Annotated in this window: 20 protein-coding genes and 1 pseudogene; 10 read left to right on the forward strand and 11 right to left on the reverse strand. The window is 71.4% G+C overall.

All coding sequences use genetic code 11. The annotated features are described in order from the left end of the window. Positions 1-271 precede the first annotated feature (271 nt). Positions 272-1,617 (forward strand): annotated as a pseudogene (locus tag Q3Y56_RS06730) (streptophobe family protein). Positions 1,618-1,750: 133 nt separating this feature from the next. Next, positions 1,751-2,986, forward strand: a complete 1,236-nt coding sequence (gene serB, locus Q3Y56_RS06735) for a phosphoserine phosphatase SerB (RefSeq protein ID WP_304461033.1) — start codon at positions 1,751-1,753, stop codon at positions 2,984-2,986. Between the two features lie 67 nt (positions 2,987-3,053). Here serB and Q3Y56_RS06740 read toward each other — a convergent pair whose 3' ends face one another. The 4 genes from Q3Y56_RS06740 to Q3Y56_RS06755 all read right to left on the reverse strand — a co-directional run bounded on the left by Q3Y56_RS06740 (position 3,054) and on the right by Q3Y56_RS06755 (position 5,509). After that, positions 3,054-3,572 (reverse strand): histidine phosphatase family protein, encoded by a 519-nt coding sequence (locus Q3Y56_RS06740; RefSeq protein ID WP_304461034.1) that lies wholly within the window; start codon positions 3,570-3,572, stop codon positions 3,054-3,056. 83 nt (positions 3,573-3,655) lie between these two features. Next, a complete protein-coding gene (locus Q3Y56_RS06745; protein WP_304465909.1) occupies positions 3,656-3,790 on the reverse strand; it encodes a hypothetical protein in 135 nt (44 codons plus the stop codon). A 160-nt stretch (positions 3,791-3,950) separates the two neighbouring features. Next, positions 3,951-4,073 carry an SGM_5486 family transporter-associated protein gene (locus tag Q3Y56_RS06750; protein ID WP_304461035.1) on the reverse strand — a complete coding sequence of 41 codons (123 nt, stop codon included), beginning with the start codon at positions 4,071-4,073 and terminating at the stop codon, positions 3,951-3,953. A 44-nt stretch (positions 4,074-4,117) separates the two neighbouring features. Further along, positions 4,118-5,509 (reverse strand): MFS transporter, encoded by a 1,392-nt coding sequence (locus Q3Y56_RS06755; RefSeq protein WP_304461036.1) that lies wholly within the window; start codon positions 5,507-5,509, stop codon positions 4,118-4,120. Between the two features lie 129 nt (positions 5,510-5,638). On the opposite strand from Q3Y56_RS06755, the gene Q3Y56_RS06760 reads away from it, so the two are divergent. Further along, positions 5,639-6,319, forward strand: a complete 681-nt coding sequence (locus tag Q3Y56_RS06760; protein WP_304461037.1) for a FadR/GntR family transcriptional regulator — start codon at positions 5,639-5,641, stop codon at positions 6,317-6,319. A 101-nt stretch (positions 6,320-6,420) separates the two neighbouring features. On the opposite strand, the gene Q3Y56_RS06765 is transcribed toward Q3Y56_RS06760, so the two are convergent. From Q3Y56_RS06765 to fabG, 3 genes are all read right to left on the reverse strand, one after another. After that, on the reverse strand, positions 6,421-6,777 hold the full coding sequence (locus Q3Y56_RS06765; protein WP_304461038.1) for a hypothetical protein: 357 nt from the start codon (positions 6,775-6,777) through the stop codon (positions 6,421-6,423). A gap of 232 nt (positions 6,778-7,009) precedes the next feature. Next, entirely contained in the window at positions 7,010-7,780 is a 771-nt protein-coding gene (fabI, locus tag Q3Y56_RS06770; RefSeq protein ID WP_304461039.1) for an enoyl-ACP reductase FabI, read from the reverse strand. A 5-nt stretch (positions 7,781-7,785) separates the two neighbouring features. Further along, positions 7,786-8,490: a 3-oxoacyl-[acyl-carrier-protein] reductase gene (gene fabG, locus Q3Y56_RS06775; RefSeq protein ID WP_304461040.1), complete on the reverse strand. Its 705-nt coding sequence runs from the start codon at positions 8,488-8,490 to the stop codon at positions 7,786-7,788. 194 nt (positions 8,491-8,684) lie between these two features. Between fabG and Q3Y56_RS06780 the strand changes: the two genes are divergently transcribed. From Q3Y56_RS06780 to tyrS, 3 genes are all read left to right on the forward strand, one after another. Next, complete coding sequence (locus Q3Y56_RS06780) at positions 8,685-10,208, forward strand: TldD/PmbA family protein (RefSeq protein ID WP_304461041.1); 1,524 nt, start codon at positions 8,685-8,687, stop codon at positions 10,206-10,208. Between the two features lie 81 nt (positions 10,209-10,289). Further along, a complete protein-coding gene (locus Q3Y56_RS06785) occupies positions 10,290-11,690 on the forward strand; it encodes a metallopeptidase TldD-related protein (protein ID WP_304461042.1) in 1,401 nt (466 codons plus the stop codon). Positions 11,691-11,785: 95 nt separating this feature from the next. Next, positions 11,786-13,201, forward strand: coding sequence for a tyrosine--tRNA ligase (gene tyrS / locus Q3Y56_RS06790; RefSeq protein WP_304461043.1), 1,416 nt, complete (start codon positions 11,786-11,788; stop codon positions 13,199-13,201). Positions 13,202-13,210: 9 nt separating this feature from the next. On the opposite strand, the gene Q3Y56_RS06795 is transcribed toward tyrS, so the two are convergent. Beyond that, positions 13,211-13,489: a GlsB/YeaQ/YmgE family stress response membrane protein gene (locus Q3Y56_RS06795; RefSeq protein WP_304461044.1), complete on the reverse strand. Its 279-nt coding sequence runs from the start codon at positions 13,487-13,489 to the stop codon at positions 13,211-13,213. 215 nt (positions 13,490-13,704) lie between these two features. On the opposite strand from Q3Y56_RS06795, the gene Q3Y56_RS06800 reads away from it, so the two are divergent. Together Q3Y56_RS06800 and Q3Y56_RS06805 are read left to right on the forward strand one after the other, a co-directional pair. Further along, positions 13,705-14,079 (forward strand): DUF3099 domain-containing protein, encoded by a 375-nt coding sequence (locus Q3Y56_RS06800; protein ID WP_304461045.1) that lies wholly within the window; start codon positions 13,705-13,707, stop codon positions 14,077-14,079. 192 nt (positions 14,080-14,271) lie between these two features. Further along, positions 14,272-14,502: a hypothetical protein gene (locus tag Q3Y56_RS06805; protein ID WP_304461046.1), complete on the forward strand. Its 231-nt coding sequence runs from the start codon at positions 14,272-14,274 to the stop codon at positions 14,500-14,502. Here Q3Y56_RS06805 and moaA read toward each other — a convergent pair. The 3 genes from moaA to Q3Y56_RS06820 all read right to left on the reverse strand — a co-directional run bounded on the left by moaA (position 14,485) and on the right by Q3Y56_RS06820 (position 17,619). Further along, positions 14,485-15,474 carry a GTP 3',8-cyclase MoaA gene (gene moaA / locus Q3Y56_RS06810; protein WP_304461047.1) on the reverse strand — a complete coding sequence of 330 codons (990 nt, stop codon included), beginning with the start codon at positions 15,472-15,474 and terminating at the stop codon, positions 14,485-14,487. The genes Q3Y56_RS06805 and moaA overlap by 18 nt on opposite strands. Before the next feature lie 181 nt (positions 15,475-15,655). Beyond that, on the reverse strand, positions 15,656-17,281 hold the full coding sequence (locus tag Q3Y56_RS06815) for a cation acetate symporter (protein ID WP_304461048.1): 1,626 nt from the start codon (positions 17,279-17,281) through the stop codon (positions 15,656-15,658). Beyond that, complete coding sequence (locus tag Q3Y56_RS06820; protein ID WP_304461049.1) at positions 17,278-17,619, reverse strand: DUF485 domain-containing protein; 342 nt, start codon at positions 17,617-17,619, stop codon at positions 17,278-17,280. Before Q3Y56_RS06820 ends, Q3Y56_RS06815 begins: the two co-directional genes overlap by 4 nt. Before the next feature lie 267 nt (positions 17,620-17,886). On the opposite strand from Q3Y56_RS06820, the gene Q3Y56_RS06825 reads away from it, so the two are divergent. Both Q3Y56_RS06825 and Q3Y56_RS06830 read left to right on the forward strand, forming a co-directional pair. Then, positions 17,887-19,422 (forward strand): S8 family serine peptidase, encoded by a 1,536-nt coding sequence (locus tag Q3Y56_RS06825; RefSeq protein WP_304461050.1) that lies wholly within the window; start codon positions 17,887-17,889, stop codon positions 19,420-19,422. A gap of 102 nt (positions 19,423-19,524) precedes the next feature. Further along, positions 19,525-22,674: an NACHT domain-containing NTPase gene (locus Q3Y56_RS06830; protein WP_304461051.1), complete on the forward strand. Its 3,150-nt coding sequence runs from the start codon at positions 19,525-19,527 to the stop codon at positions 22,672-22,674. The last annotated feature ends 120 nt before the right edge of the window (positions 22,675-22,794 follow it).

Genomic DNA, 22,794 nt, shown 5'->3' on the forward strand with positions numbered 1-22,794 from the left:
AGGAACTATTTCAGGCTCGGTCCCCGTACCGAAAGTCGGGCCTTGACAGGGGCGCGTATCGGGCCGTAGCGACTCATCCGAAAGGCCCTCGGAAAGTGGTAAGCGGCCATGGATGACGCAGATCATGGATCATCCGGGTAACTCACGGTCAATTCACACCGAACTCGTACCTACCGGGGGAACCGTCATGACGGCGAGCAGCGGACGAAGGATCCCCTGGGGCGCTGCGGCGCTCGCCGCGCTCACGGCAGTGAGCTGGGCGTTCATCGCCATGGTGGGGGTCGCCGCGCTCGGCCTGGAGTTGCTCGGAGCCGACGACGTGGGGGCGCTGGGGCCCATGACGGCCGCCGTGGTCGCCCTCGCGGCCGGCGGCACCGTCACCCCGTCAGGAGACGTGGAGGTGTTCGGCCTTGTCGGCGCCGACGCCGCGAGCGCCGTCGATATCACGCCACTGGGCGTCTCCCTCGTCGGCGCGCTGCTGCTCGGCGGGATCTTCCTGCGCTCGCTGCGCATGTCCGGAGCGGTGGTGCCCGTCGCGGAACTCGTCGTGCGTGCCGCCGCGATGGCCGTCCTCTTCGTCCTGGTTCTGGCTGGACTGTGCTGGGTGGGCAACGATACGGTCACGATCGACGGCTCGGGCCTCGGGCTGGACGGTGCCGGGCTCCGGGACGGCGGGCTGCTCGACCGCCTTCCGGACGAACTGGGCGACCTCGCGGAGCTGGGCGGCGGGCTGCTGCCGAGCCGTATCGCCGAGCTGGCACGGGCTCAGGCGCACGTCGGCTACTCCGTCGACACCGGCCCCTCGCTGGTGGGCGGCGCGGTCTGGGTCCTGATCGTGCTGGGCATCGCGCTGCTGGTGTCGCGCCGCGGCCCGCTGCCGCACGGCTGGGAGGCCCTGCACCGGACCGTACGGCCCGCCGCGTCCGCGCTGTGCGCGGTGCTGCTGCTCGCCGTCGGCGCCGGGCTGACGACCGCGGTGATCGCGGCGATCGACGACGACCACCCCGCGGTCGTGCTCGGCGCCGCGCTGCTCGGCGCGCCGAACGGGGTGTGGCTGGGGGTGCCGCTGGGGCTCTTCGTGCCCTGGCACGGGTCGGCGACCGGTGCGCTGCGGTCCGTACTGCCCGATCCGCTGGACGATCTGCTCAGCACCGGCGGGGACCGGTCGATCACGGTCGGCCGGCTGGCGGAGCTCGACGGGCGGGTCTGGCTGCTGGCGGCGGCCTGTGCGCTGATGATGCTGGCCGCCGGGGTGCTCACCGCTGTCCGTACGCCGCTTCCGCCGGGACGGGAGGAGCCGGGGTACGACTTCGCGGGGTCGTGCGCGCTGCGGCTGGGGCCGCCACGGCGGTGACGCTGCCCCTGGCCGTGTGGCTGACCGGGCTCTCGGCGGGGGCGAGCCTGTCGGTGCTCGGCTTCGACGCCTTCGGGGCCGGGATCGACCTGCACGGCAGCATTCCGCTGGCGCTGCTGCTGGGCGCGGCCTGGGGTGCGGCGGCGGGCTTCGTCGGCGCGCTGCTCGCGTGGCTCACGGGGGTCGCGGGGTCACAGGCGTCGGCGCCGGCGCGAGCGTCGGGGCCCGCGCCGGCGCGAGGGACCATGCGGCGGGGCGGCTGACGCGGTCAGGGCCCGGCCATCAGGGGTACGTGACCATTCGGTTACGGCGCGTCGAACGCTCCATGCCGTACGCCTGTCCGCTGCACGGACAGCCGGGCGAGCTTCTCGGGCGGCCCGATACGGTGGAATCACCATGAGCGCATCGCAGATCCCACCTGCCACCGCCGTACCGGGCGACGACGTACCCACCCTGCTGGTCAAGATCTTCGGTAAGGACCGGCCCGGCATCACCGCCGGCCTGTTCGACACTCTCGCCGCCTACGGCGTGGACGTCGTCGACATCGAGCAGGTCGTCACACGAGGGCGCATAGTGCTGTGCGCCCTGGTGACGACGCCGACCGGCGCCGGTGCGGCCGAGGGCGACCTGCGCGCGACCGTCCACAGCTGGGCGGAGTCGCTGCGGCTCCAGGCGGAGATCATCTCCGGCCGGGGCGACAACCGGCCGCGCGGCACCGGCCGCTCGCACGTCACCGTGCTCGGCCACCCTCTGACGGCCGAGTCCACGGCCGCGATCGCGGCGCGGATCACCGGTACCGGCGGCAACATCGACCGTGTCTTCCGGCTGGCCAAGTACCCGGTGACGGCGGTGGAGTTCGAGGTCTCCGGCGTGGCGACCGAGCCGCTGCGCACGGCGCTCGTCACCGAGGCGGCGGCCTGGGGCGTCGATGTGGCGGTGGTGTCGTCGGGGCTCCAGCGCCGGGCGCAGCGGCTGGTGGTGATGGACGTGGACTCCACGCTCATCCAGGACGAGGTGATCGAGCTCTTCGCCGCGCACGCGGGCTGCGAGGCCGAGGTCGCGGAGGTCACGGCCCAGGCGATGCGCGGTGAACTGGACTTCGAGCAGTCGCTGCACGCGCGCGTGGCACTGCTGAAGGGCATCGACGAGTCCGTGGTGGACAAGGTGCGGGCGGAGGTCCGGTTGACGCCGGGCGCCCGCACCCTCATCCGTACGCTCAAGCGCCTGGGCTACCAGGTGGGTGTGGTCTCCGGCGGGTTCACGCAGGTCACCGACGACCTCATGGAGCGGCTGGGCCTGGACTTCGCCTCCGCCAACACCCTGGAGGTGGTGGACGGCAAGCTGACCGGCCGCGTCGTGGGGGACGTGGTGGACCGGGCGGGCAAGGCCCGCCTGCTGCGGCGGTTCGCCGCCGAGGCCGGGGTGCCGCTGGCGCAGACGGTGGCGATCGGGGACGGCGCGAACGATCTGGACATGCTCAACGCGGCAGGGCTCGGGGTGGCCTTCAACGCCAAGCCGGTGGTGCGCGAGGCCGCGCACACTGCGGTGAACGTGCCGTTCCTGGACACCGTGCTGTATCTGCTGGGTGTCACGCGGGAAGAGGTCGAGGCCGCGGAGACCCACAGCGACTGACCGGGCGGCCCCGGATAAGGATGCCGGAACCGGGCCCCTGCTGCGCGGCGGGGGCCCGGTGCGCGTATCAGGCGTGGGGCGCCCAGAACGCGACGAGGCGGCCCACGCCGTGCTCCACGGACTTCCAGGAGCCGGTGAAGGTCAGCACCGCGACGGCGGACGTGGGGAATCCACTGCGGTTCATCCGGGGCAGCAGATCGCCGTCGGCCTCGCCCGCCAGCGCGTCGGCCAGCCCGTGCATACCGGGATTGTGGCCGACCAGCATGAGGTCGTGGACCTCGTCGGAGACCTCGTTGAGCACGGCGATCAGCTCACCGAGCGAGGCCTCGTACATCCGCTCCTCGTAGACCGTCCTCGGCCGCTGCGGCAGCTCGTGGACGGCCAGCTTCCAGGTCTCGCGGGTACGCAGCGCGGTCGAGCAGAGGGTGAGGTCAGGGGTGATGCCGGCACCGGCGAGCCAGCGCCCGGCCATCGGGGCGTCCTGGCGGCCGCGGTCGGCGAGCGGTCGTTCGTGATCGGATTCCTGGGCCCAGTCGGCCTTGGCGTGTCGGAGTAGGACGATCCTGCGGGGCACATCGACGCTCATGGGTTACAGCTTCGCACGAAACGCGGTATGAGGCGCGGGGTGTTGGGCCCCTCCCCTCCCAGGGGGTGACCAGGAAAAAACGTCTAGTGCGGGGCTGCCTGCAGCAGCAGAAGCGCCGCGTAGGCGATGGCCGGGAGCGCTATCGCCCACCACGGAAGCCGGATCTCCACGCCGCTGTGCGGGGGACGGACGGACCGGGTGTGGGTGCGGGCGGGCATGATCGCCTCCGGGTGGGGAGCGGACGCTGTGACGACGACACCTACGAATCTAGGGAGCCGCGGCGCCCGATCCCATCCGGTGAGCCACCCAGTTGCCCCTGACGCCTGCCCCCTAGGGGATGGTGGTGCCAGCACCACCATCCCCCGGATGCCACGGCTGTCACGGCGAGGCGATGGTCGCGATCACGCCGATGACGACGGTGATGCCCAGCATCACGCCCAGGATCGTGAGCAGCTTCTTCTGGCCGTTCTGCGGATTGGGGTCGAGCACGGGAGACGACATGGGCCAAGTGTCCCATCAGCCCCGGAGGGCTCACGGGCGGGGCGTCACAGCTCGTCGCGGACGGGGCGTCGCAGCTCGTCCTCCAGTACGCGGTTCCGCCCGGCGAGCACGCCCGCCGCGATCTGCGGCAGCATCAGCCCGGCCATCAGCGCGATCGGCAGGTCCCAGCCGCCGGTGTGCTGGTAGAGCGCGCCCACCAGCAGCGGCCCGGGGATGGACAGCAGATAGCCCGTGCTCTGCGCGAACGCCGACAGCTTGACCACGCCGGCGCCGGACCGGGCGCGCATACCGATCATGGTGAGGGCGAGCGGGAAGGCGCAGTTGGAGACGCCGAGCAGCAGGGCCCAGACCCAGGCGCCGCCGGCCGGGGCGAGCCACAGCCCGGCGTAGCCGGTGAGCCCGAAGACGCCGAGGACCACCGCGAGCACGCCCTGGTGGCGCAGCCGGGCCGCGATCCGCGGCAGGACGAAGGACAGCGGCACGCCCATCGCCATGGTGATCGCCAGCAGCACCCCGGCGGTGGAGGCGGAGACCCCGGCGTCCCGGAAGATCTGCGGCATCCAGCCCATGGTGATGTACGCGGCGGTGGCCTGGAGGCCGAAGAACACCGCGATCGACCAGGCGATGGGGCTGCGGGTGATACGGATCGCGGGGGCGTCCTCCGGCGTCCCGGCGCGGGACTCGCGGCGCGCCTGCCGGTTCGTACGCCCGCCGGCGACGGCGAGCCAGGGCAGCACGGCGACGGCGGCCAGCAGCGCCCACACGCCCAGGCCGGTGCGCCAGTCGCCGCCCATGGCGTCGGTCATGGGCACCGTGACGGCGGCCGCCGCGGAGGTGCCCAGGGCCAGGGCCATGGAGTACAGGCCGGTCATGGCGCCCACCCGGTCGGGGAACCAGCGCTTGATGATCACCGGGATGAGGACGTTGCTCACGGCGATACCGGCCAGGGCGAGCGCGCTGGCCGCCAGGAACACGGCGGTGCCGCCCGCGAACGGCCGTATGACCAGGCCCGCGGTGATGGCGGCCAGTCCGGCGCAGACCACGGTGGCCGGACCCCAGCGGCGGGCCAGCCAGGGCGCGGTGAGCCCGAAGAGCGCGAAGCACAGAGCGGGTACGGAGGTCAGCAGTCCGGCGACCGTGCCGCTCATCCCCAGGCCGTCCCGCACTTCCTCGAGCAGGGCGCCGAGGCTGGTGATGGCGGGCCGGAGGTTGACGGCGGCGAGGACGAGGCCGGCGATCATCAGCCGCCGCGGCCAGGGCGAGACGTCGGCGCCGGACGGGGCGACGGCGGCGGCTCTCGACCCGGACGCCGCCGCGGCACCGGGGGCTGCCGCCCCAGCGGCCGAGGTCCCCGGACCCGCGATCCGGGCCGTGTGTGCGGTCCCGGTCGGCGCCGGGGCGGCGGAGTCGATCGTCGCAAGCTCGTCATCTGCCATGAGGTCATCATAGAATCATGGGATGAATGCCTGTCCAATCGTTTGCGGTGCCTGCGGCCTCGCGCCCGCCCGCGAGCGGCATCATGGGAGAGCCCTCCCACCCGCTGACGGCTCGAAGCCAGGAGAGTCATGCCGCTGACCTCGCCCCGGCGCTCCGCGCTCGCCGACCAGGTGATCGCCCAGCTGCGCGCCCAGATCACCTCCGGCGAGTGGCCGGTGGGATCGCGCATCCCGACCGAGCCCGAGCTGGTGGAGCAGCTCGGGGTGGCCCGCAACACCGTGCGGGAGGCGGTCCGCGCGCTCGCGCACAACGGGCTGCTGGACATCCGGCAGGGTTCGGGCACGTACGTGGTGGCGACCAGCGAGCTTTCCGGGGTGATGAACCGCCGCTTCGCCGACGCCGACCCGCTGCACGTCGCCGAACTGCGCAGCGCCCTGGAGACGAAGGCGGCGCAGCTCGCGGCGGAGCGCCGCACCGAGCACGATGTCAAGCAGCTCGACGCGCTGCTGGACCGGCGCGAGCGCGCGTGGGAGTCCGGTGACACGGAGGCGTTCGTGGAGGCGGACGCGACGCTGCACATGGCGGTGGTCGCCGCCGCGCACAACGAGGTCCTGGCGGAGCTCTACGCCGACCTGGGCGGCGTGCTGCGGGACTTCCTGCGCGCGGACGTCGGCCGCGTGCTGCGGCCGGAGGCGCATGTGGACCACGCGCGGCTGGTGGCGGCGATCCGGGACGGGGACGGGGAACGGGCGGCGGCGGAGGCCGGCGCGCATCCGTACGCGTGCCGTCTCTCGCGTCTGGGCTCGTGACCGGGGCTCCACCCCGGGCCTGGTCCAGGCACGTCGGCGGCCGAGACACGTGGGCGGCCCAGGCACGTTGGCGGCCCTGACACCTCAGCCGTCCTGGCACGTCAGCGCAGGTGGCTCACCCACGCCTCCCGTATCTCCTTCCAGCACCGCTGCGACAGCTGGACGTACTGGGCCGGTCCCACCTCGACCGGGGCGCCGTCCATGTCCGGGTCCCACCAGCGCTCGCACTCCACGTGGAGCTGCACCCGGTCCGTCTGGGGGTAGGGGTTGAAGCAGGTCGCGGTGGCGTGGGAGCCGCGCACCCAGGCGTTGCAGGCGGCGCGTTCGTCCCGTGGCCGCGGCCGGCCGGGCGACGGGTCGGCGGCGGCGATGTGCTCGGCGGCCGCGGCGACCGCGCAGGCGGCGGCTATGAGCACCACCACGGCCGCGGCGAATCGGGACCGGCGGGACCTACGCATGGCGGAACCTCCTCGGCCGTGCTGCGGCGCGCACGCCGCGGCTGCACCTCAAGGGGATGTACGGGGGATGTACTCCGACGTTCCTGTGAACGCAGTCACGCGGTACGTACTCCACGATGCCGCCACGGCGGCATCGGCGCCCGCCGCGCTGACCCGAACGGGCGATGCCCCGGCCCCCGCGCGCTCGCGGGAACCGGGGCATCGACAGGCTGTACCGGGCGGTACTACGGGCTCAGACGCCCATCATGTGCACACCGCCGTCGACGTGCACGACCTCGCCGGTGGTCTTGGGGAACCAGTCCGACAGCAGCGCGACCACGCCGCGGGCCGCGGGCTCCGGGTCCGCGATGTCCCAGCCGATCGGCGCGCGGTCGCCCCACTCGTCCGCCAGCACCTCGAAGCCGGGGATGGACTTGGCGGCCATCGACTTGATCGGCCCGGCGGAGACCAGGTTGGAGCGGACGTTGACCTTGCCCAGGTCGCGGGCCAGGTAGCGGGAGGTGGACTCCAGGGCCGCCTTGGCGACGCCCATCCAGTCGTACACCGGCCAGGCGAACTTCGCGTCGAAAGTCAGGCCCACGACCGAACCGCCGCGCGGCATCAGCGGCAGCAGCGCCGTGGTCAGCGACTTCAGCGAGTACGCCGAGACGTGCACGGCGGTGGCCACGTCCTCCCAGGACGCCTCGAGGAAGTTGAACGCGCCCTGCGGGCCGAAGGCGATCGAGTGCACGACGCCGTCCAGGTCCACGCCCTCGCCCAGGTGCTCGCGCACCTTGTCCGCGAGGCCGTCCAGGTGCTCCTGGTTGGTGACGTCCAGCTCGATGACCGGGGCGGGCTTGGGCAGCCGCTTGGCGATCCGCTCGACCAGCGACAGCCGCCCGAAGCCGGTGAGGATGACCTCGGCGCCCTCCTCCTGGGCCAGCTTGGCGGCGTGGAAGCCGATGGAGGCGTCGGTGATGACGCCCGTGATCAGGATGCGCTTTCCGGCGAGAATTCCACTCATGACGTTCAGTGACCCATGCCCAATCCGCCGTCGACGGGGATGACGGCTCCAGTGATGTACGCGGCCTCGTCGGAGGCCAGGAAGCGGACCGCGGCGGCGATCTCCTCCGGCTGCGCGTAGCGCGCCAGCGGCACCTGCTTCACGATGCCCTCCCGCTGCTCGTCGCTGAGCGCGCGGGTCATGTCGGTGTCGACGAAGCCGGGGGCGACCACGTTGACGGTGATGTTGCGCGAGCCCAGCTCGCGGGCGAGGGAGCGGGCGAAGCCCACCATTCCGGCCTTGGAGGCGGCGTAGTTCGCCTGCCCCGCGGAACCGAGCAGCCCCACGACGGACGAGATGAGGACGACACGCCCCTTGCGGGCCCGCAGCATGCCGCGGTTGGCCCGCTTGACCACCCGGAAGGTGCCGGTCAGGTTGGTGTCCAGGACCGAGGTGAAGTCCTCCTCGGACATCCGCATCAGCAGCTGGTCGCGGGTGACGCCGGCGTTGGCCACCAGCACCTCGACCGCGCCGTGCTTCTCCTCGATCTCCTTGTACGCCTGCTCGACCTGCTCCGGGTCCGTGATGTCGCACTTCACGGCGAGGAAGCCCGCGGGCGGCTCGCCACTGCGGTAGGTGATGGCGACCTTGTCGCCTGCTTCGGCGAACGCGCGGGCGATGGCGAGGCCGATGCCGCGGTTGCCTCCGGTGACGAGAACCGAGCGGCTCAAGGGACCACCCTCTCTGTTGAATGTCGCTGCGTATGTCGCCTGTGTACCCCCTGAAACTATCGGGCTGGGACCCCGGACAGAGAATCGGCCCCGCACAGGGGCTGACATTTGTCACTGTGGACTCCCTACAGAAAGCACTGGGCGACCGCGCCCCGCACACGGCATGATCAAGGTGCCGACCACGGGAGGATCACGTGCCCCATTCCATCGACGAGGACTTCCTGGCACTGCCGCTGCGGGCACTCGCGGACGCCGCCCTCGCCCGCGCCCGCGCGCTGGGAGCCGACCACGCCGACTTCCGCTTCGAGCGGGTGCGCAGCGCGTCCCTGCGGCTGCGGGACGCCAAGCCCGCCGCTTCGTCCGACATCACCGATCTGGGCTACGCGGTGCGCGTGGTGCACGGCGGCGCGTGGGGATTCGCCTCGGGGGTGGATCTGACGATGGACGCGGCGGCCCGGGTCGCCGCGCAGGCGGTGGCGATGGCCAAGCTGTCGGCCAAGGTGATCGCCGCCGCCGGATCCGACGAGCGGGTGGAGCTGGCGGACGAGCCGGTGCACGCCGACCGCACCTGGGTCTCCGCCTACGAGACCGACCCGTTCGAGGTACCCGACGCGGAGAAGACCGCGCTGCTCGCGGACTGGAGCGAGCGGCTGCTGGCCGCGAAGGGGGTCGCGCACGCGGACGCGTCGCTGCTCTCCGTCCACGAGAACAAGTTCTACGCGGACACCGCGGGGACCACGACCACGCAGCAGCGCGTGCGGGTGCACCCGCAGTTGACGGCCGTGGCCGTGGATCCGGAGAGCGGCGAGTTCGACTCCATGCGCACGCTCGCGCCGCCGGCGGGCCGCGGCTGGGAGTACCTCCGGGGAACGGGCTGGGACTGGGACGCCGAGCTGGCCGAGATCCCCGCCCTGCTCGCCGAGAAGATGAGCGCGCCGTCCGTCGAGGCCGGGGCGTACGACCTGGTGGTGGACCCGTCCAATCTGTGGCTGACCATCCACGAGTCGATCGGCCACGCCACCGAGCTGGACCGGGCGCTGGGCTACGAGGCGGCGTACGCGGGCACCTCGTTCGCCACGTTCGACCAGCTCGGGAAGCTCCGGTACGGCTCGGAGATCATGAACGTCACCGGGGACCGGACCGCCGAGCACGGCCTGGCCACCATCGGGTACGACGACGAGGGCGTGGCCGGCCAGTCCTGGGACCTGGTCAAGGACGGGGTGCTGGTGGGCTACCAGCTGGACCGGCGGATCGCGAGGCTCACCGGGCTCGGCCGGTCCAACGGCTGCGCCTACGCGGACTCCCCCGCCCACGTCCCCGTCCAGCGGATGGCGAACGTCTCGCTCCAGCCCGCGCCCGGCGGGCCGTCCACGGAGGAGCTGATCTCCGGGGTGGAGCGCGGGATCTACGTCGTCGGCGACCGCTCCTGGTCGATCGACATGCAGAGGTACAACTTCCAGTTCACCGGCCAGCGCTTCTTCAAGATCGAGAACGGCCGGCTGGCGGGCCAGCTGCGCGATGTGGCCTACCAGGCCACCACCACGGACTTCTGGGGGTCGATGGCGGCCGTGGGCGGCCCGCAGACGTATGTCCTGGGCGGCGCGTTCAACTGCGGCAAGGCCCAGCCCGGCCAGGTCGCCGCCGTCTCGCACGGCTGCCCCTCCGCCCTCTTCCGCGGCGTCAACATCCTCAACACCACGCAGGAGGCCGGTCGATGAGCGGCCACCACGGGATCTGCCGGGGGTCCGGGGGTCGCCCCCGGGCAAGCACAGTCTCAACACCACGCAGGAGGCCGGTCGATGAGCCGTACGGGTCGTACGCACAAGCCGCACGAGATCGTCGAGCGGGCGCTGGAGCTGTCCCGCGCGGACGGCTGCGTGGTGATCGCCGACGAGACGTCCAGCGCCAATCTGCGCTGGGCGGGCAACGCCCTGACCACCAACGGCGTCACCCGCGGCCGCACGCTCACCGTCATCGCGACCGTCGACGGCAAGGAGGGCACCGCCTCCGGTGTGGTGTCGCGGTCGGCGGTGACCGCCGACGACCTGGAGCCGCTGGTCCGCGCCGCCGAGGACGCCGCCCGGGACGCGGGCCCCGCCGAGGACGCCCAGCCGCTGGTCGAAGGGGTCCCCGCGGCCGCCGACTTCACCGAGCCGCCCGCCGAGACCTCCTCGGAGGTCTTCGCCGCCTTCGCCCCGGCGCTGGGCGAGTCCTTCGCCCGGGCGCGCGCCGGGGGCCGGGAGCTCTACGGCTTCGCCAACCACGAGCTCGTCTCCAGCTACCTGGGCACCTCCACCGGCCTGCGGCTCCGGCACGACCAGCCCACCGGCACGCTGGAGCTCAACGCCAAGTCGCCGGACCGCTCGCGCTCGGCCTGGGTGGGCCGCGCGACCCGGGACTTCCGGGACGTGGACCCGGCCGCGCTGGACGCCGAGCTGGCGCGGCGGCTGTCGTGGGCCGAGCGGAGGATCGAGCTGCCCGCCGGACGGTACGAGACGCTGCTGCCGCCGACCGCCGTGGCCGACCTGCTGATCTACACGATGTGGTCGGCGGTGGCGCGGGACGCGGCGGAGGGCCGGACGGTCTTCAGCAAGCCGGGCGGCGGCACGCGCGTCGGCGAGAAGCTGTCCCGGCTGCCGCTGACCCTGCGCAGCGATCCGCGCGAGCCGGGCCTGGAGGCGGCACCGTTCGTCCTCGCGCACTCCTCCGGCGACGACGCGTCCGTCTTCGACAACGGGCTGCCGCTGCCCGCCACCGACTGGATCGCCGACGGGGTGCTGAACCACCTGCTGACCACCCGGCACAGCGCGGGCCTGACGGGCCTGCCGGTGGCCCCGGGCATCGACAACCTGATCCTCGACGCGGGCGGCACCCGCTCCCTGGAGGAGATGGTGGCGGGCACCGAGCGCGGCCTGCTGCTGACCTGCCTGTGGTACATCCGCGAGGTGGACCCGGCCACCCTGCTGCTCACCGGCCTGACCCGGGACGGCGTCTATCTCGTCGAGGGCGGCGAGGTCGTCGGCGAGGTGAACAACTTCCGCTTCAACGAGTCGCCGGTGGACCTGCTCTCCCGCGCGACCGAGGCGGGCCGTACGGAACCGACGCTGCCGCGCGAGTGGAGCGACTGGTTCACCCGGGCCGCGATGCCGCCGCTGCGGGTGCCCGACTTCAACATGAGCTCGGTCAGCCGGGGCGTGTGACCCGGCCGGGGCCGATCTCCCCGGCGTGACCGGCCCGCATGACCAAATAGACTCGACCTGTCCTTCGTCCGACCACCATCCTCAGGAACGCCACGATGACACGCCTCGGCGACTCCGTCGCGCGCGCCAGCGCACTGCTGGCGCAGGACCTCTCCTCCGACTCCACCGTGGAGCAGCTGCTCACGGAGACCAAGGCGCGGCGCTATCTGGACCTGACGGACCTGTCGGCGAAGGAGCAGGCCGAGCTGATCGCCTCCCGTACGGTCGAGGTGCTGCCCAGCCCGGAGCGGCTCGCCGAGCGGATCGAGAAGCGGCGGGCCGAGGGCAGGGGCCTGCACGTCAAGCTGGGCATCGACCCCACGGCGACGGACGTGCACCTGGGCCACGCCGTGCCGCTGATCGTCCTCAGCCGGTTCCAGCGGCTCGGCCACGACGTCACCCTGATCATCGGTGACTTCACCGCCAAGATCGGCGACCCGTCCGGCCGTACGACCGAGCGCCCGCCGCTGACCGACGAGGACATCGCGAAGAACCTCGCCACCTACCGGGAGCAGGTGCGGCCGTTCTTCGACTTCGAGAAGGTCAGCTTCCGGCAGAACAGCGAGTGGCTGGCGCCGTACACCTTCCCCCGGCTGCTGGCCCTGCTCGCCCACGTACCGGTCTCGCAGCTGCTGCAGCGCGAGGACTTCCGCAACCGTCTGGCGGAGGGCTCCGGGCTGACCATGACGGAGCTGCTGTACCCCATCGCGCAGGGCCTGGACTCGGTGGCGCTGGAGTGCGACGTCGAGCTGGGCGGCGCGGACCAGCTGCTCAACCTGCAGATGGGCCGCAAGCTCATGGAGCTGGAGGGCCAGAAGCCGCAGCTGGTCGTCACCATGCCGCTGATCGAGGGCACGGACGGCACCGGCGCCAAGATGTCCAAGTCCAAGGGGAACTACGTCGGGCTGACGGCGCCCGCCGACGACGTGTTCGGCAAGATCATGTCGGTGCCGGACCGGCTGATGGAGCCGTACCTCAAGGCGTGGACCGAGTGGACGGACGAGGAGATCGCGCTCGTCCTGGCGCGGGTGGCGGACAGGTCGCTGCACCCGATGGACCTCAAGAAGGTCCTGGCGGGCGAGGTCGCCGCGGCGCTGTACGGCGTGGCGGCGGCGATGACGGCGCGCGCCGGGTTCGTGGCGCAGTTCTCCAAGAAGAGCTTCGCGGACGTGGAGTCGCTGCCGGTGGTGGACCTGGCCGAGCACGGCGCGGAGTCCGTCACCGCCGTGCTGGCGAAGGTGCTGGCGTTCCAGCCCAGCGCCTCGGCCGCGCGCCGGGTCGCCAAGCAGAACGGGCTGCGACTGGTCGTCGACTCCGCGGACGGCCAGCAGAACGTGGTGCTGACCGAAGCCCAGGCCATCCGGCCGCTCGCCGAGGTCGTGGGCGAGGTGCTGGAGGGCGGGGAGTTCACCGACCCGGGCACCGTCTACCTCAAGGCGGGCCGGAAGATCGCGGAGATCGGCGGGCGCTGACGCCCAGGGTCAGGCGCGCCCCCTGGGCCGTCCGCGGATGGCGGCCCACAGGGGTGTGCCGAGGGCCACGATGAGTACGGCGCCGGCCAGCTGGAACAGGTGCCGCCCCCAGTCGACGCCGTCGGTCTCGTCGATGCCGATCCCGGCCGCGACGGAGTTGCCCACGATGGCGCCCAGGATGCCGAAGACCGCGGTCAGCCAGATCGGGATGTTCTGCCTGCCCGGGAGGATGGCTCTGGCGAGAGCCCCGAGCACCAGTCCCACGATGATCGCCCAGAGCCAGTTCATGTCGTCGCCTCCTCGTGCGGCGCCGAGTTGCGCGTCTGGTCCCAGTGTGGGTCCGGAACGACTACGCCGCACACCGGAGCCGCCGGTACGCCGACCGGCGGATGCGCACGCGGCCGCCCGTGTGACCCGGCGTCGATCCGGCCCCAGGTGAGGCGTACCGTGGAGGGTGTCCGGACCGGGGGAGAGCCGGTACAGCAGTCAGGCGGTGGAATGCGATGCGGAAGCGAAACAGCACGGAGGTCTTCCGGATCACCGGCGCGCGGCGGGGGCTCGAGGAGGATGTGCGCAGCCGGCAGCGCCGCTACGTCATCTCGATGACCATCCGCACGATTTCGGTGGTGCTGGCCGCGGTGCTGTGGAACGTGGAACGGCACGTCGCGTTCGTCGCGCTGGCCCTGGGACTGCTGCTGCCGTACATCGCGGTGGTGATCGCCAACGCCGGTCGGGAGAACGCCCCGTCGCTGCCCAACTCCTTCATCCAGCCGCCCACTCGGCCGATGCTGGACCCCGGTGAGAGCGCTCATCTTCCGGAACCGACACCGGAAGATGTCGACCACGGAAGCGGAAAGGGCCCGGCGGCGAGCGGCTGACCTGCCGCGGAGCCGTATCCTCAAGAAAACCTCAGATCAATCACGCGGTTCCGGTGCACCGGGCCCCATGCCGCATGACATACTGCGTACGCGCTCCGCATCCCCCGTCGGAGCGAGGTCCGACGCCGGGCAGCTCCCCCCGTGGCTGCCCGGCGTCGCCATGTTCGCAGGGATATCCGTAGGGTTGAGCCCGTGAACTCCCCTGAGAACGCCACCATCTGCTCGGCCAAGGGCTGCCGCGCGGCCGCCGTCTGGGTGCTGGCGTGGAACAACCCGAAGATCCACACCCCGGAGCGCCGCAAGACCTGGCTGGCGTGCGAGGAGCACCGCGAGCATCTGTCCCAGTTCCTGGGTGTGCGGGGCTTCTTGAAGGACGTCGTGCCGCTGGAGGAGTGGGAGCGGCGGTCAGCCGCCGATCGCTGACATCGGGCGGTCGGGCTGGAGGAACGAGGGGTCGTCGAGGCCGGAGCCGGCCTTCTTGCCCCACATCGCCGTCCGCCACAGCGCGGCGATCTCCTCGTCCGGCGCTCCGGAGCGCAGGGCTCCGCGCAGGTCGGATTCCTCGCGCGCGAACAGGCAGGTGCGCACCTGTCCGTCGGCGGTGAGCCGGGTGCGGTCGCAGGCGCGGCAGAAGGGCCGGGTGACGGAGGCGATGACGCCGACCCGGGCGGGGCCGCCGTCGACCAGCCAGCGCTCGGCGGGGGCCGAGCCGCGCGTGTCCGTGTCCTCGGGGTCAAGGGTGAAGCGCGTGCGCAGGGAGGCCAGGATGTCCCCGGCGGTGATCATGCCGTCGCGCGTCCAGCCGTGCTGGGCGTCGAGGGGCATCTGCTCGATGAAGCGCAGTTCGTAGTCGTTCTCGACGGCCCAGGCGAGGAGGTCGGGCGCCTCGTCGTCGTTGAGGCCCGGCATGAGGACGGCGTTGACCTTGACGGGGGCGAGCCCGGCGGCGCGGGCGGCGGCGAGCCCTTCGAGGACGTCGTGGTGGCGCTTGCGCCGGGTCAGGGCCTGGAAGACGTCGGGGCGCAGGGTGTCGAGGGAGACGTTGACCCGGTCCAGTCCGGCGTCCCGCAGCGCGGTGGCGGTGCGGGCGAGCCCTATGCCGTTGGTGGTGAGCGACATCCTGGGGCGGGGCGCGAGGGCGGCGCAGCGCTCGACGATGCCGACGAGGCCGGGGCGCAGCAGCGGCTCGCCACCGGTGAAGCGGACCTCGGTGACGCCCAGCTCGGTCACGGCGATCCGGATCAGCCGGACGATCTCGTCATCGGTGAGCAGGTCGGGCTTGGCGAGCCACTGGAGCCCTTCTTCCGGCATGCAGTAGGTGCAGCGCAGGTTGCAGCGGTCGGTCAGGGAGACCCGCAGGTCGGTGGCGACCCGGCCGTAGGTGTCGATCAGCATGGTGGCGGCCCCTCCACGGAACGTGATGCCTGCGCTGCGCCTTCTCTCGCAGCGTACGTGAGTCCCAGGATCTTCAACAGTTCGTTGAAGTTACGGAGTCCTCACCGTCCGTGTCAGGGGCCGAAGAGGCCGTCCATAAGGGGCGTACGACCCGGCGCCGACCGGGTCGTCACGCCATCCGTCAGTGGGCGCCGTATCCGGTGAGCGACCGGACCTCCAGCTCGGCGTACTTCTCGGCGTCCGGCTCCTCCTTGGACAGCAGCGAGCCGAGCCAGCCGAGCAGGAAGCCCAGCGGGATGGAGACCAGGCCCGGGTTCTCCAGCGGGAACCAGTAGAAGTCCACGTCCGGGAACATCGAGGTCTCCTTGCCGGAGACCACCGGCGAGAACAGCACCAGGAAGACGGAGGAGAACAGGCCGCCGTAGATGGACCACAGGGCGCCGGAGGTGGTGAACCGCTTCCAGAACAGGCTGTACAGGATCGTGGGGAGGTTGGCGGAGGCGGCGACCGCGAAGGCCAGCGCCACCAGGCCCGCGACGTTGAGGTCCCGGGCGAAGACCCCGAGAACGACGGCGACGACGCCGATGCCGACGGTCGCCCAGCGGGCCGCGGAGATCTCCTCCTTCTGCGTCGCCTCGCCCTTGCGGATGACGTTGGCGTACAGGTCGTGGGCGAAGGAGGACGAGGAGGCGAGGGTGAGCCCGGCGACGACGGCGAGGATCGTGGCGAAGGCCACCGCCGAGATCACGGCGAGCAGGATCGCGCCGCCCGTGGAGCCCGGCCCGCCGCCGATCTCCTCGGCGAGCATCGGGGCCGCGGCGTTGCCCGCCTTGTTCTTGGCCTTGATCACGTCGCGGTTCAGCAGCGCGGCGGCGCCGAAGCCCAGCGCGATGGTCATCAGGTAGAAGGCGCCGATGATGCCGATCGCCCAGTTCACCGACGTGCGGGCGGCCTGGGCCGTGGGGACGGTGTAGAAGCGGACCAGGATGTGCGGCAGCCCGGCGGTGCCGAGCACCAGGGCGAGACCGAGCGAGATGAAGTCCAGCTTGGTGGTGCCGCTGAGCCCGTATTTGACCCCTGGCTCCAGGAACGCACCGCCCAGGCCGCTGTTCTCGGCCGCCTCGCCGAGGAGTCTGGAGACGTTGAAGTCGAACTTGAGCAGCACCAGGAAGGTGATCAGGAGGGTGCCCGCGATCAGCAGGACCGCCTTGACCATCTGCACCCAGGTGGTGCCCTTCATGCCGCCGACGGAGACGTACAGGATCATCACGGCGCCGACGAGGACGACGACGAGGATCTGGCCCGCCTCGCTGGTGATGCCGAGCAGCAGCGAGACCAGGACGCCGGCGCCCGCCATCTGGGCCAGCAGGTAGAAGATCGACACCACGATGGTGGAGGTGCCGGCCGCGGTGCGGACCGGGCGCTGGCGCATCCGGTACGCGAGCACGTCGCCCATGGTGAACCGGCCGGAGTTGCGCAGCGGTTCGGCGACGAGCAACAGCGCCACCAGCCAGGCGACGAGGAAGCCGATGGAGTACAGGAAGCCGTCATAGCCGTTGAGGGCGATGAGGCCGGCGATGCCGAGGAAGGACGCGGCGGACATGTAGTCGCCGGAGATGGCGAGTCCGTTCTGGAAGCCGGAGAACTGGCGGCCGCCTGCGTAGAAGTCGGTGGCGTCCTTGGTCTGCCGGCCCGCCCATACGGTGATGGCGAGGGTCGCGGCGACGAAGACCGCGAAGAGCGTGATGATCAGCGGCCGGTTGCCGTGGCCGCTTCCGGCGGCGAGCAGGAGGGCGGTGTCGCTCACGACTCCCCCTCCAGACCCGACTTGATCGCCTTGGCGCGCGGGTCGAGCTTCGCGGCGGCGTGCCGCGCGTACCACCACGCGATGAGGAACGTGGTCAGGAACTGGGCCAGACCGAACACGAACGCGACGTTGATGTTGCCCGCGAGCTTGGTGTCCATGAAGCCGCCGGCGTAGTTGGACAGCAGCACGTACAGCAGGTACCAGCTGACGAACGCGACCGTGAGGGGAAAGGCGAACGAACGGTGCGCATGGCGCAGTTCGCCGAACTCGGGGCTCGATTGCACCTCCGCGTACGGCGGATGCTGCTGCCCTCGTTGGTTGGGCGGTGCGGTGTCCACGGTCTCTCCTGGTGAATAAGGTCAGCAAGGGGACGGGGCCGAGTGATCCAGGTCACGCATCGTAGGGCGGTGGGGCGCCATCCGACAGAGGTCGGTGGTTGAAAGAGAGAACGACCTGCTCCGGGATTGACTCCCGATTCGGAAACCTGCGCGGGATTTCTTCCAGAATCCATTGATGCGCGAGCTTGATCGGCGCTAGCTTCACTCGTCATGTACCCGACCGCGCACAGGGGGCGCGGTCGGACCCACTGATGATGTGGAGATCCCATGGCTCATCCGAGATCCAGACGACGGCGCGCCGTGCTGGCCGTGCCGGTCGGACTGGCGCTCACCGCGTCGCTCGGCCTGCTCTCCCAGGGCGCTTCGGCCGCCCCGCAGGCTCCCACGGCGACCACAGCGGCGGAGGGGCCGCTGCTGTCGTACGTGGTGAACACGACCGCCGACAAGACCACGGTCGACTCGGTGAAGAAGGCGATCAAGACGGCCGGCGGCAAGGTCGTCACCGCCCACCAGCAGATCGGCGTGATCGTCGCGCACTCGGCCAACCCGGAGTTCGCCGCGGCGATCCGCGCCGTGCCGGGCGTGCAGTCGGCCGGCGCCACCCGCACCGCGCCGCTGAAGCCGGTCGCGACCACCGAGGTCGGCAAGCCCGAGAAGGTGCCGGCGCCGCGCACCTCGGCCCGCAGCGCGGCCAAGGCCCTGGCCGCGGGCAAGGAGCCGCTGGAGCCCCTCCAGTGGGACCTGCCCGCCATCAAGGCCGACAAGGCCGCCAAGGTGAACCCGGGCAGCAAGAACGTGACCGTCGCGGTCATCGACACCGGCGTGGACGACACCCACCCGGACCTCGCCCCGAACTTCTCGGCCAAGCAGTCGGCCAACTGCGTCGGCGGTGTCGCGGACACCAGCGCCGGCGCGTGGCGTCCGTACACCGAGGAGGACTACCACGGCACGCACGTGGCGGGCTCGATCGCCGCCGCGCGCAACGGGGTCGGCGTCGCCGGTGTCGCACCGGGCGCGAAGATCTCCGGCATCAAGGTGAGCGACCCGAAGGACGGGCTGTTCTACGCGGAGAACGTGGTCTGCGCGTTCGTCTTCGCCGCCGACAAGGGCGTCGAGGTGACGAACAACAGCTACTACGTCGACCCGTGGATGTTCAACTGCAAGGATGACCTGGACCAGAAGGCCATCCTTGACGCGGTCGGCCGGGCGGCGAAGTACGCGCAGCGCAAGGGCGCGATCAACGTCGCCTCCGCGGGTAACTCGAACTTCGACCTCGCCGCCAAGTCGATCGTCGACAAGTCGAGCCCGAACGACAGCACCCCGGTGGAGCGCACCATCGACCCGGCGAACTGCCTCGACGTGCCGACCCAGCTCCCGGGTGTCGTCACCGTCGCCGCGACCGGCGTGAAGTCGCTGAAGTCGTACTACTCCAACTACGGCCAGGGCCAGATCGACGTGGCCGGGCCGGGCGGCGACAAGTACCAGGTGCCCGAGCTGCCCGCCAAGGACGGCCGCATCCTGTCCACCATGCCCGACGGGGACTACGCCTACCTGCAGGGCACGTCGATGGCCGGCCCGCATGTCGCCGGTGTCGCCGCGCTGGTCAAGAGCGCGCACCCCAAGGCCAGCCCGCAGGAGATCCAGTGGCTGCTGAAGCAGCAGGCGGACAACCCGGGCTGCCCGACCGCGCCGTACGACCCGAACGGTGACGGAACGGTAGACGCCACGTGCACCGGCACCGCGCACGTGAACAGCTTCTACGGCTACGGGATCGTGGACGCGCTGGACGCGGTCACCGAGTGACCCCGGAGTGATCGCCTAGCGCGACGTTCCTGTGACGGGCGGTACCCTGCGGGATTCGGGGTGCCGCCCGTCAACGCTGCGTGGATGAGGGGGAGTTGCGAGGTGAACGGGGTCGAGGGAGCCGTCTTACGGCTGGCCACCACGGTCGTGTCGGCGATCGCGAAGTCGCTGCTGGAGAAGTGGCGGACGGAGCGGCAGCCGCGGAAGCTGACCGACAAGGAGACAGGTCGGCTTGTCGACAAGCTGGTGGGGCGGCTGGGCGAGGCGGCCGGGTCGGCAGCGGACCATGAACGGGCGGCGGCCGTCGCCGCCGTGGCCGACGCCTTCGCGGCGGCCGGACCGCTGGACCCGGAGCTGCTGCTCACCCTGGACCTGGAGCCGGGGGCCCTGCGCGCGCACGTGCTGGGGCAGGCGCCGGCGGTACGGGTGGGCGCGGCGCTCGGCGACGCCGGAGAGGCGCTGTTCGACCGCCTTCTGGACCTGTGCTGCGAGCACATCGTCGCGTACGTGACGGCGCTGCCGGAGTTTCCGGCGCGGTCGCAGGTGGAGCTGGTCCGGCGGGCGGGACGTACGGGCGAGGCGCTGGATGACGTACGCCGCCGCCTCGGGCCGGGACCGGAGCGCGCCGCCGCCGCGTTCGAGTCCCGCTACACCGACTTCGTCCGCGCCACGCACAGCAGGCTCCAGCTGTTCGGGGTGACGCTCGGCAGCACGGAGGCGGAGTGGGCGCTGGACACGGCGTACATCAGCCTGGGGGTCAGCGGCGGAGGCGCGGAGCTCGCGGACCGTATGGACCACGCGGCCTTCGGCGGCATCGCACCCGATGAAGGCGTCGCACCCGGCCCGGTCCGGATCGATCATGCCCTGGCAGGCTGCTCACGGCTGCTGCTGCGCGGCCCGGCCGGCTCCGGCAAGAGCACGCTCGTCCAGTGGCTCGCCACGAACGCGGCCCGCCGCTCGTTCGGACCGGAACTCGCGGACTGGAACGTCTGCGTCCCGTTCGTCCTGCGCCTGCGCGCCCTCACCGCCCGTGAAGCACTGCCACTCCCCCACGAGTTCCTGAGCAGCATGGGCAACCCGCTCGCGGGCGCGGCCCCGGCGGGGTGGGTGGAGGGCCTGATGGCGTCGGGCCGGGCGCTGGTGCTGGTCGACGGCGTGGACGAGGTCCCGCAGCGGCTGCGCAAGCGGACGGAGGACTGGCTGCGGCAGCTGGTCACGGCGTTCCCCGACGCACGGTACGTCGTCACGACCCGCCCGTCCGCCGTCACGGAGAACTGGCTTGCCGCGCAGAGCTTCCGGGCGCACTCGCTGCTGCCCATGAGCCGTGAGGACGTACGGAGCTTCATCCGGCACTGGCACGAGGCGGCACGGCAGGAGGCGGCGCGTACCGGCCGGGCGGAGTCCCTGGACACGTATGAGGCGGCGATGCTCCAGGCGGTCTCGACCCGCCGCGAGCTGTCGCGCCTGTCGACCAACCCGCTGATGTGCGCCCTGCTGTGCGCGCTCAACCGCGACCGCCGGATGCACCTGCCCCGAGCCCGCAAGGACCTGTACGACGCGGCGCTGGAGCTGCTGCTGGTCCGGCGCGACACCGAGCGGGACATCTGCGCGGTCGAGGGCGTGGAGCTGACCCGGGACGAACAGACGCTGCTGCTCCAGGAGCTGGCGTACTGGCTGATCCGGAACGACCAGGTCCAGGCGGACCGGGCCGAGGCGGTCGAGATGGTCGACGGGGCGCTGGCGGCCATGCCGCAGGTACGGGCCCAGGGCGACGCGGAACAGGTCTTCCGCCACCTGCTGATCCGCAGCGGGCTGCTGCGGGAGCCGACGCCGGGCACGGTCGACTTCGTCCACCGGACCTTCCAGGACTACCTGGCCGCCAAGGCGGCGGTCGAGGCCCGGGACTTCGGCCTGCTGGTGAGCAAGGCCCACGACGACCAGTGGGAGGACGTCGTACGGATGGCGGTGGGCCACGCCCGCCCGGAGGAGCGGGTGCGGCTGCTCCGCGGGATCCTGCGGCGGGCGGATCGGGTCAAGCGGGCGCGGAACCGGCTGAACCTGCTGGCGGCGGCGTGTCTGGAGCAGGCGCCGCAGTTGGATCCGGCGGTGCGGGAGGAGGTGGAGGAGCGGATGGCGCGGCTGATTCCGCCGTGGAACCGGCAGGAGGCGGAAGAGCTGGCGCGGGCGGGTGAGTTGGTGCTGGATCTGCTGCCGGGGCCGGAGGCGGAGTTGGAGGACGTGTGTGCCGCCTTCGTCGTGCACACGGCGGGCTTGATCGGCGGTCCGGCGGCCATGGCGTTCATCGCCCGGTTCGCGGCCGACGAGCGCGGGATGGTGGCCTACCAAGTGGGCGACGCTTGGGGTCATTTCAACACAGACGAGTACGTCAGCACTGTGCTCACGCATGCTGCTGGTCTGCATCGCATGCATCTGCGGGTCGATTCGGCAGAGAAGCTGGCTGCTCTGCCCAGACTGCCGCAGGTGGCCCAGGTCACCGTCGCCGGCGACCTGGTTCCGTTCGGCCGACTGAGCAACCACACCAAAGCGCTGTGGCTGAAGGACACGCAGTCCGCTGATCTGTCCCCGATCCGGAAACTGCCCGATCTCCAGCACCTCGGACTCTTCAACTGCCCCAACGTCAGCGACCTTTCCCCACTCGCTGGAAGGAGTCTCGACACCCTCCAGCTCATGGACATGAGGCAGGGACTCTCACTCGCACCGCTCGGCGACTTGCCCCTTTTGAACACGTTGAACCTGAGCTTCCCGCTCGGTCTCACAAGCCTGGAATCGCTCCCCGTAGGGGAGCAGCTCATCAGGCTCATTTTGGGCTGGCACGCTTCTGCGACCCACCTGCACGGCATCGAGCGCTGGCCCCAGATGAAGCACGTCAGCCTCTCAGGCGCCACCCTCTGCGATGAACTGCACCTCCTCAGCGCCTTGCCGAAGCTGGAGTTCCTGCAGCTCATTCAGCCTTCGACGCTGAACCTGGAACGAGTCACCGCGCTTCAGCAGCTCAAGACGCTCTGGTTGACGGAGTGCGAACCGGCCAACGGCCTGGCCGCTCTAGGTCAGCTGCCCGCGCTTGAAGAACTGGGCCTGTTCCGGTGCACGGCACCCGGCCCCATCGACCTCGCGCCGCTGCGAGAACTGCCGGGCCTGACCATCCGTCTAAGCAACACCCCGGTCCGCAACGAGCACCTCTTCCCGCCCGAGCGAATCATCCGTCCCGGCCAACGCCCCGCCGGGACATGACAACCCCACAGCCGCTACCCTCCGCCCTCATGCACCAACATCAACACGACCCCTGGGGCCCCTGCCCAACCGCCCGGCCGGGCAGCTGTGGGCACTGTGTCTGCTCTCGCTGCTGTTCCT

The sequence above is a fragment of the Streptomyces sp. XD-27 genome (genome assembly GCF_030553055.1).
Lineage (GTDB): Bacteria > Actinomycetota > Actinomycetes > Streptomycetales > Streptomycetaceae > Streptomyces.

Bases quoted from the DNA above. Each gene is read 5' to 3' on its own strand.
- tyrS (WP_304461043.1), top strand. From the start codon at position 11,786: ATGACACGCCTCGGCGACTCCGTCGCGCGCGCCAGCGCACTGCTGGCG.
- Q3Y56_RS06795 (WP_304461044.1), bottom strand. From the start codon at position 13,489: ATGAACTGGCTCTGGGCGATCATCGTGGGACTGGTGCTCGGGGCTCTC.
- Q3Y56_RS06800 (WP_304461045.1), top strand. From the start codon at position 13,705: ATGCGGAAGCGAAACAGCACGGAGGTCTTCCGGATCACCGGCGCGCGG.
- Q3Y56_RS06750 (WP_304461035.1), bottom strand. From the start codon at position 4,073: ATGTCGTCTCCCGTGCTCGACCCCAATCCGCAGAACGGCCAGAAGAAG.
- serB (WP_304461033.1), top strand. From the start codon at position 1,751: ATGAGCGCATCGCAGATCCCACCTGCCACCGCCGTACCGGGCGACGAC.
- Q3Y56_RS06760 (WP_304461037.1), top strand. From the start codon at position 5,639: ATGCCGCTGACCTCGCCCCGGCGCTCCGCGCTCGCCGACCAGGTGATC.
- Q3Y56_RS06755 (WP_304461036.1), bottom strand. From the start codon at position 5,509: ATGGCAGATGACGAGCTTGCGACGATCGACTCCGCCGCCCCGGCGCCG.
- Q3Y56_RS06785 (WP_304461042.1), top strand. From the start codon at position 10,290: ATGAGCCGTACGGGTCGTACGCACAAGCCGCACGAGATCGTCGAGCGG.
- Q3Y56_RS06740 (WP_304461034.1), bottom strand. From the start codon at position 3,572: ATGAGCGTCGATGTGCCCCGCAGGATCGTCCTACTCCGACACGCCAAG.
- Q3Y56_RS06765 (WP_304461038.1), bottom strand. From the start codon at position 6,777: ATGCGTAGGTCCCGCCGGTCCCGATTCGCCGCGGCCGTGGTGGTGCTC.
- Q3Y56_RS06825 (WP_304461050.1), top strand. From the start codon at position 17,887: ATGGCTCATCCGAGATCCAGACGACGGCGCGCCGTGCTGGCCGTGCCG.
- fabI (WP_304461039.1), bottom strand. From the start codon at position 7,780: ATGAGTGGAATTCTCGCCGGAAAGCGCATCCTGATCACGGGCGTCATC.
- Q3Y56_RS06745 (WP_304465909.1), bottom strand. From the start codon at position 3,790: ATGCCCGCCCGCACCCACACCCGGTCCGTCCGTCCCCCGCACAGCGGC.
- moaA (WP_304461047.1), bottom strand. From the start codon at position 15,474: ATGCTGATCGACACCTACGGCCGGGTCGCCACCGACCTGCGGGTCTCC.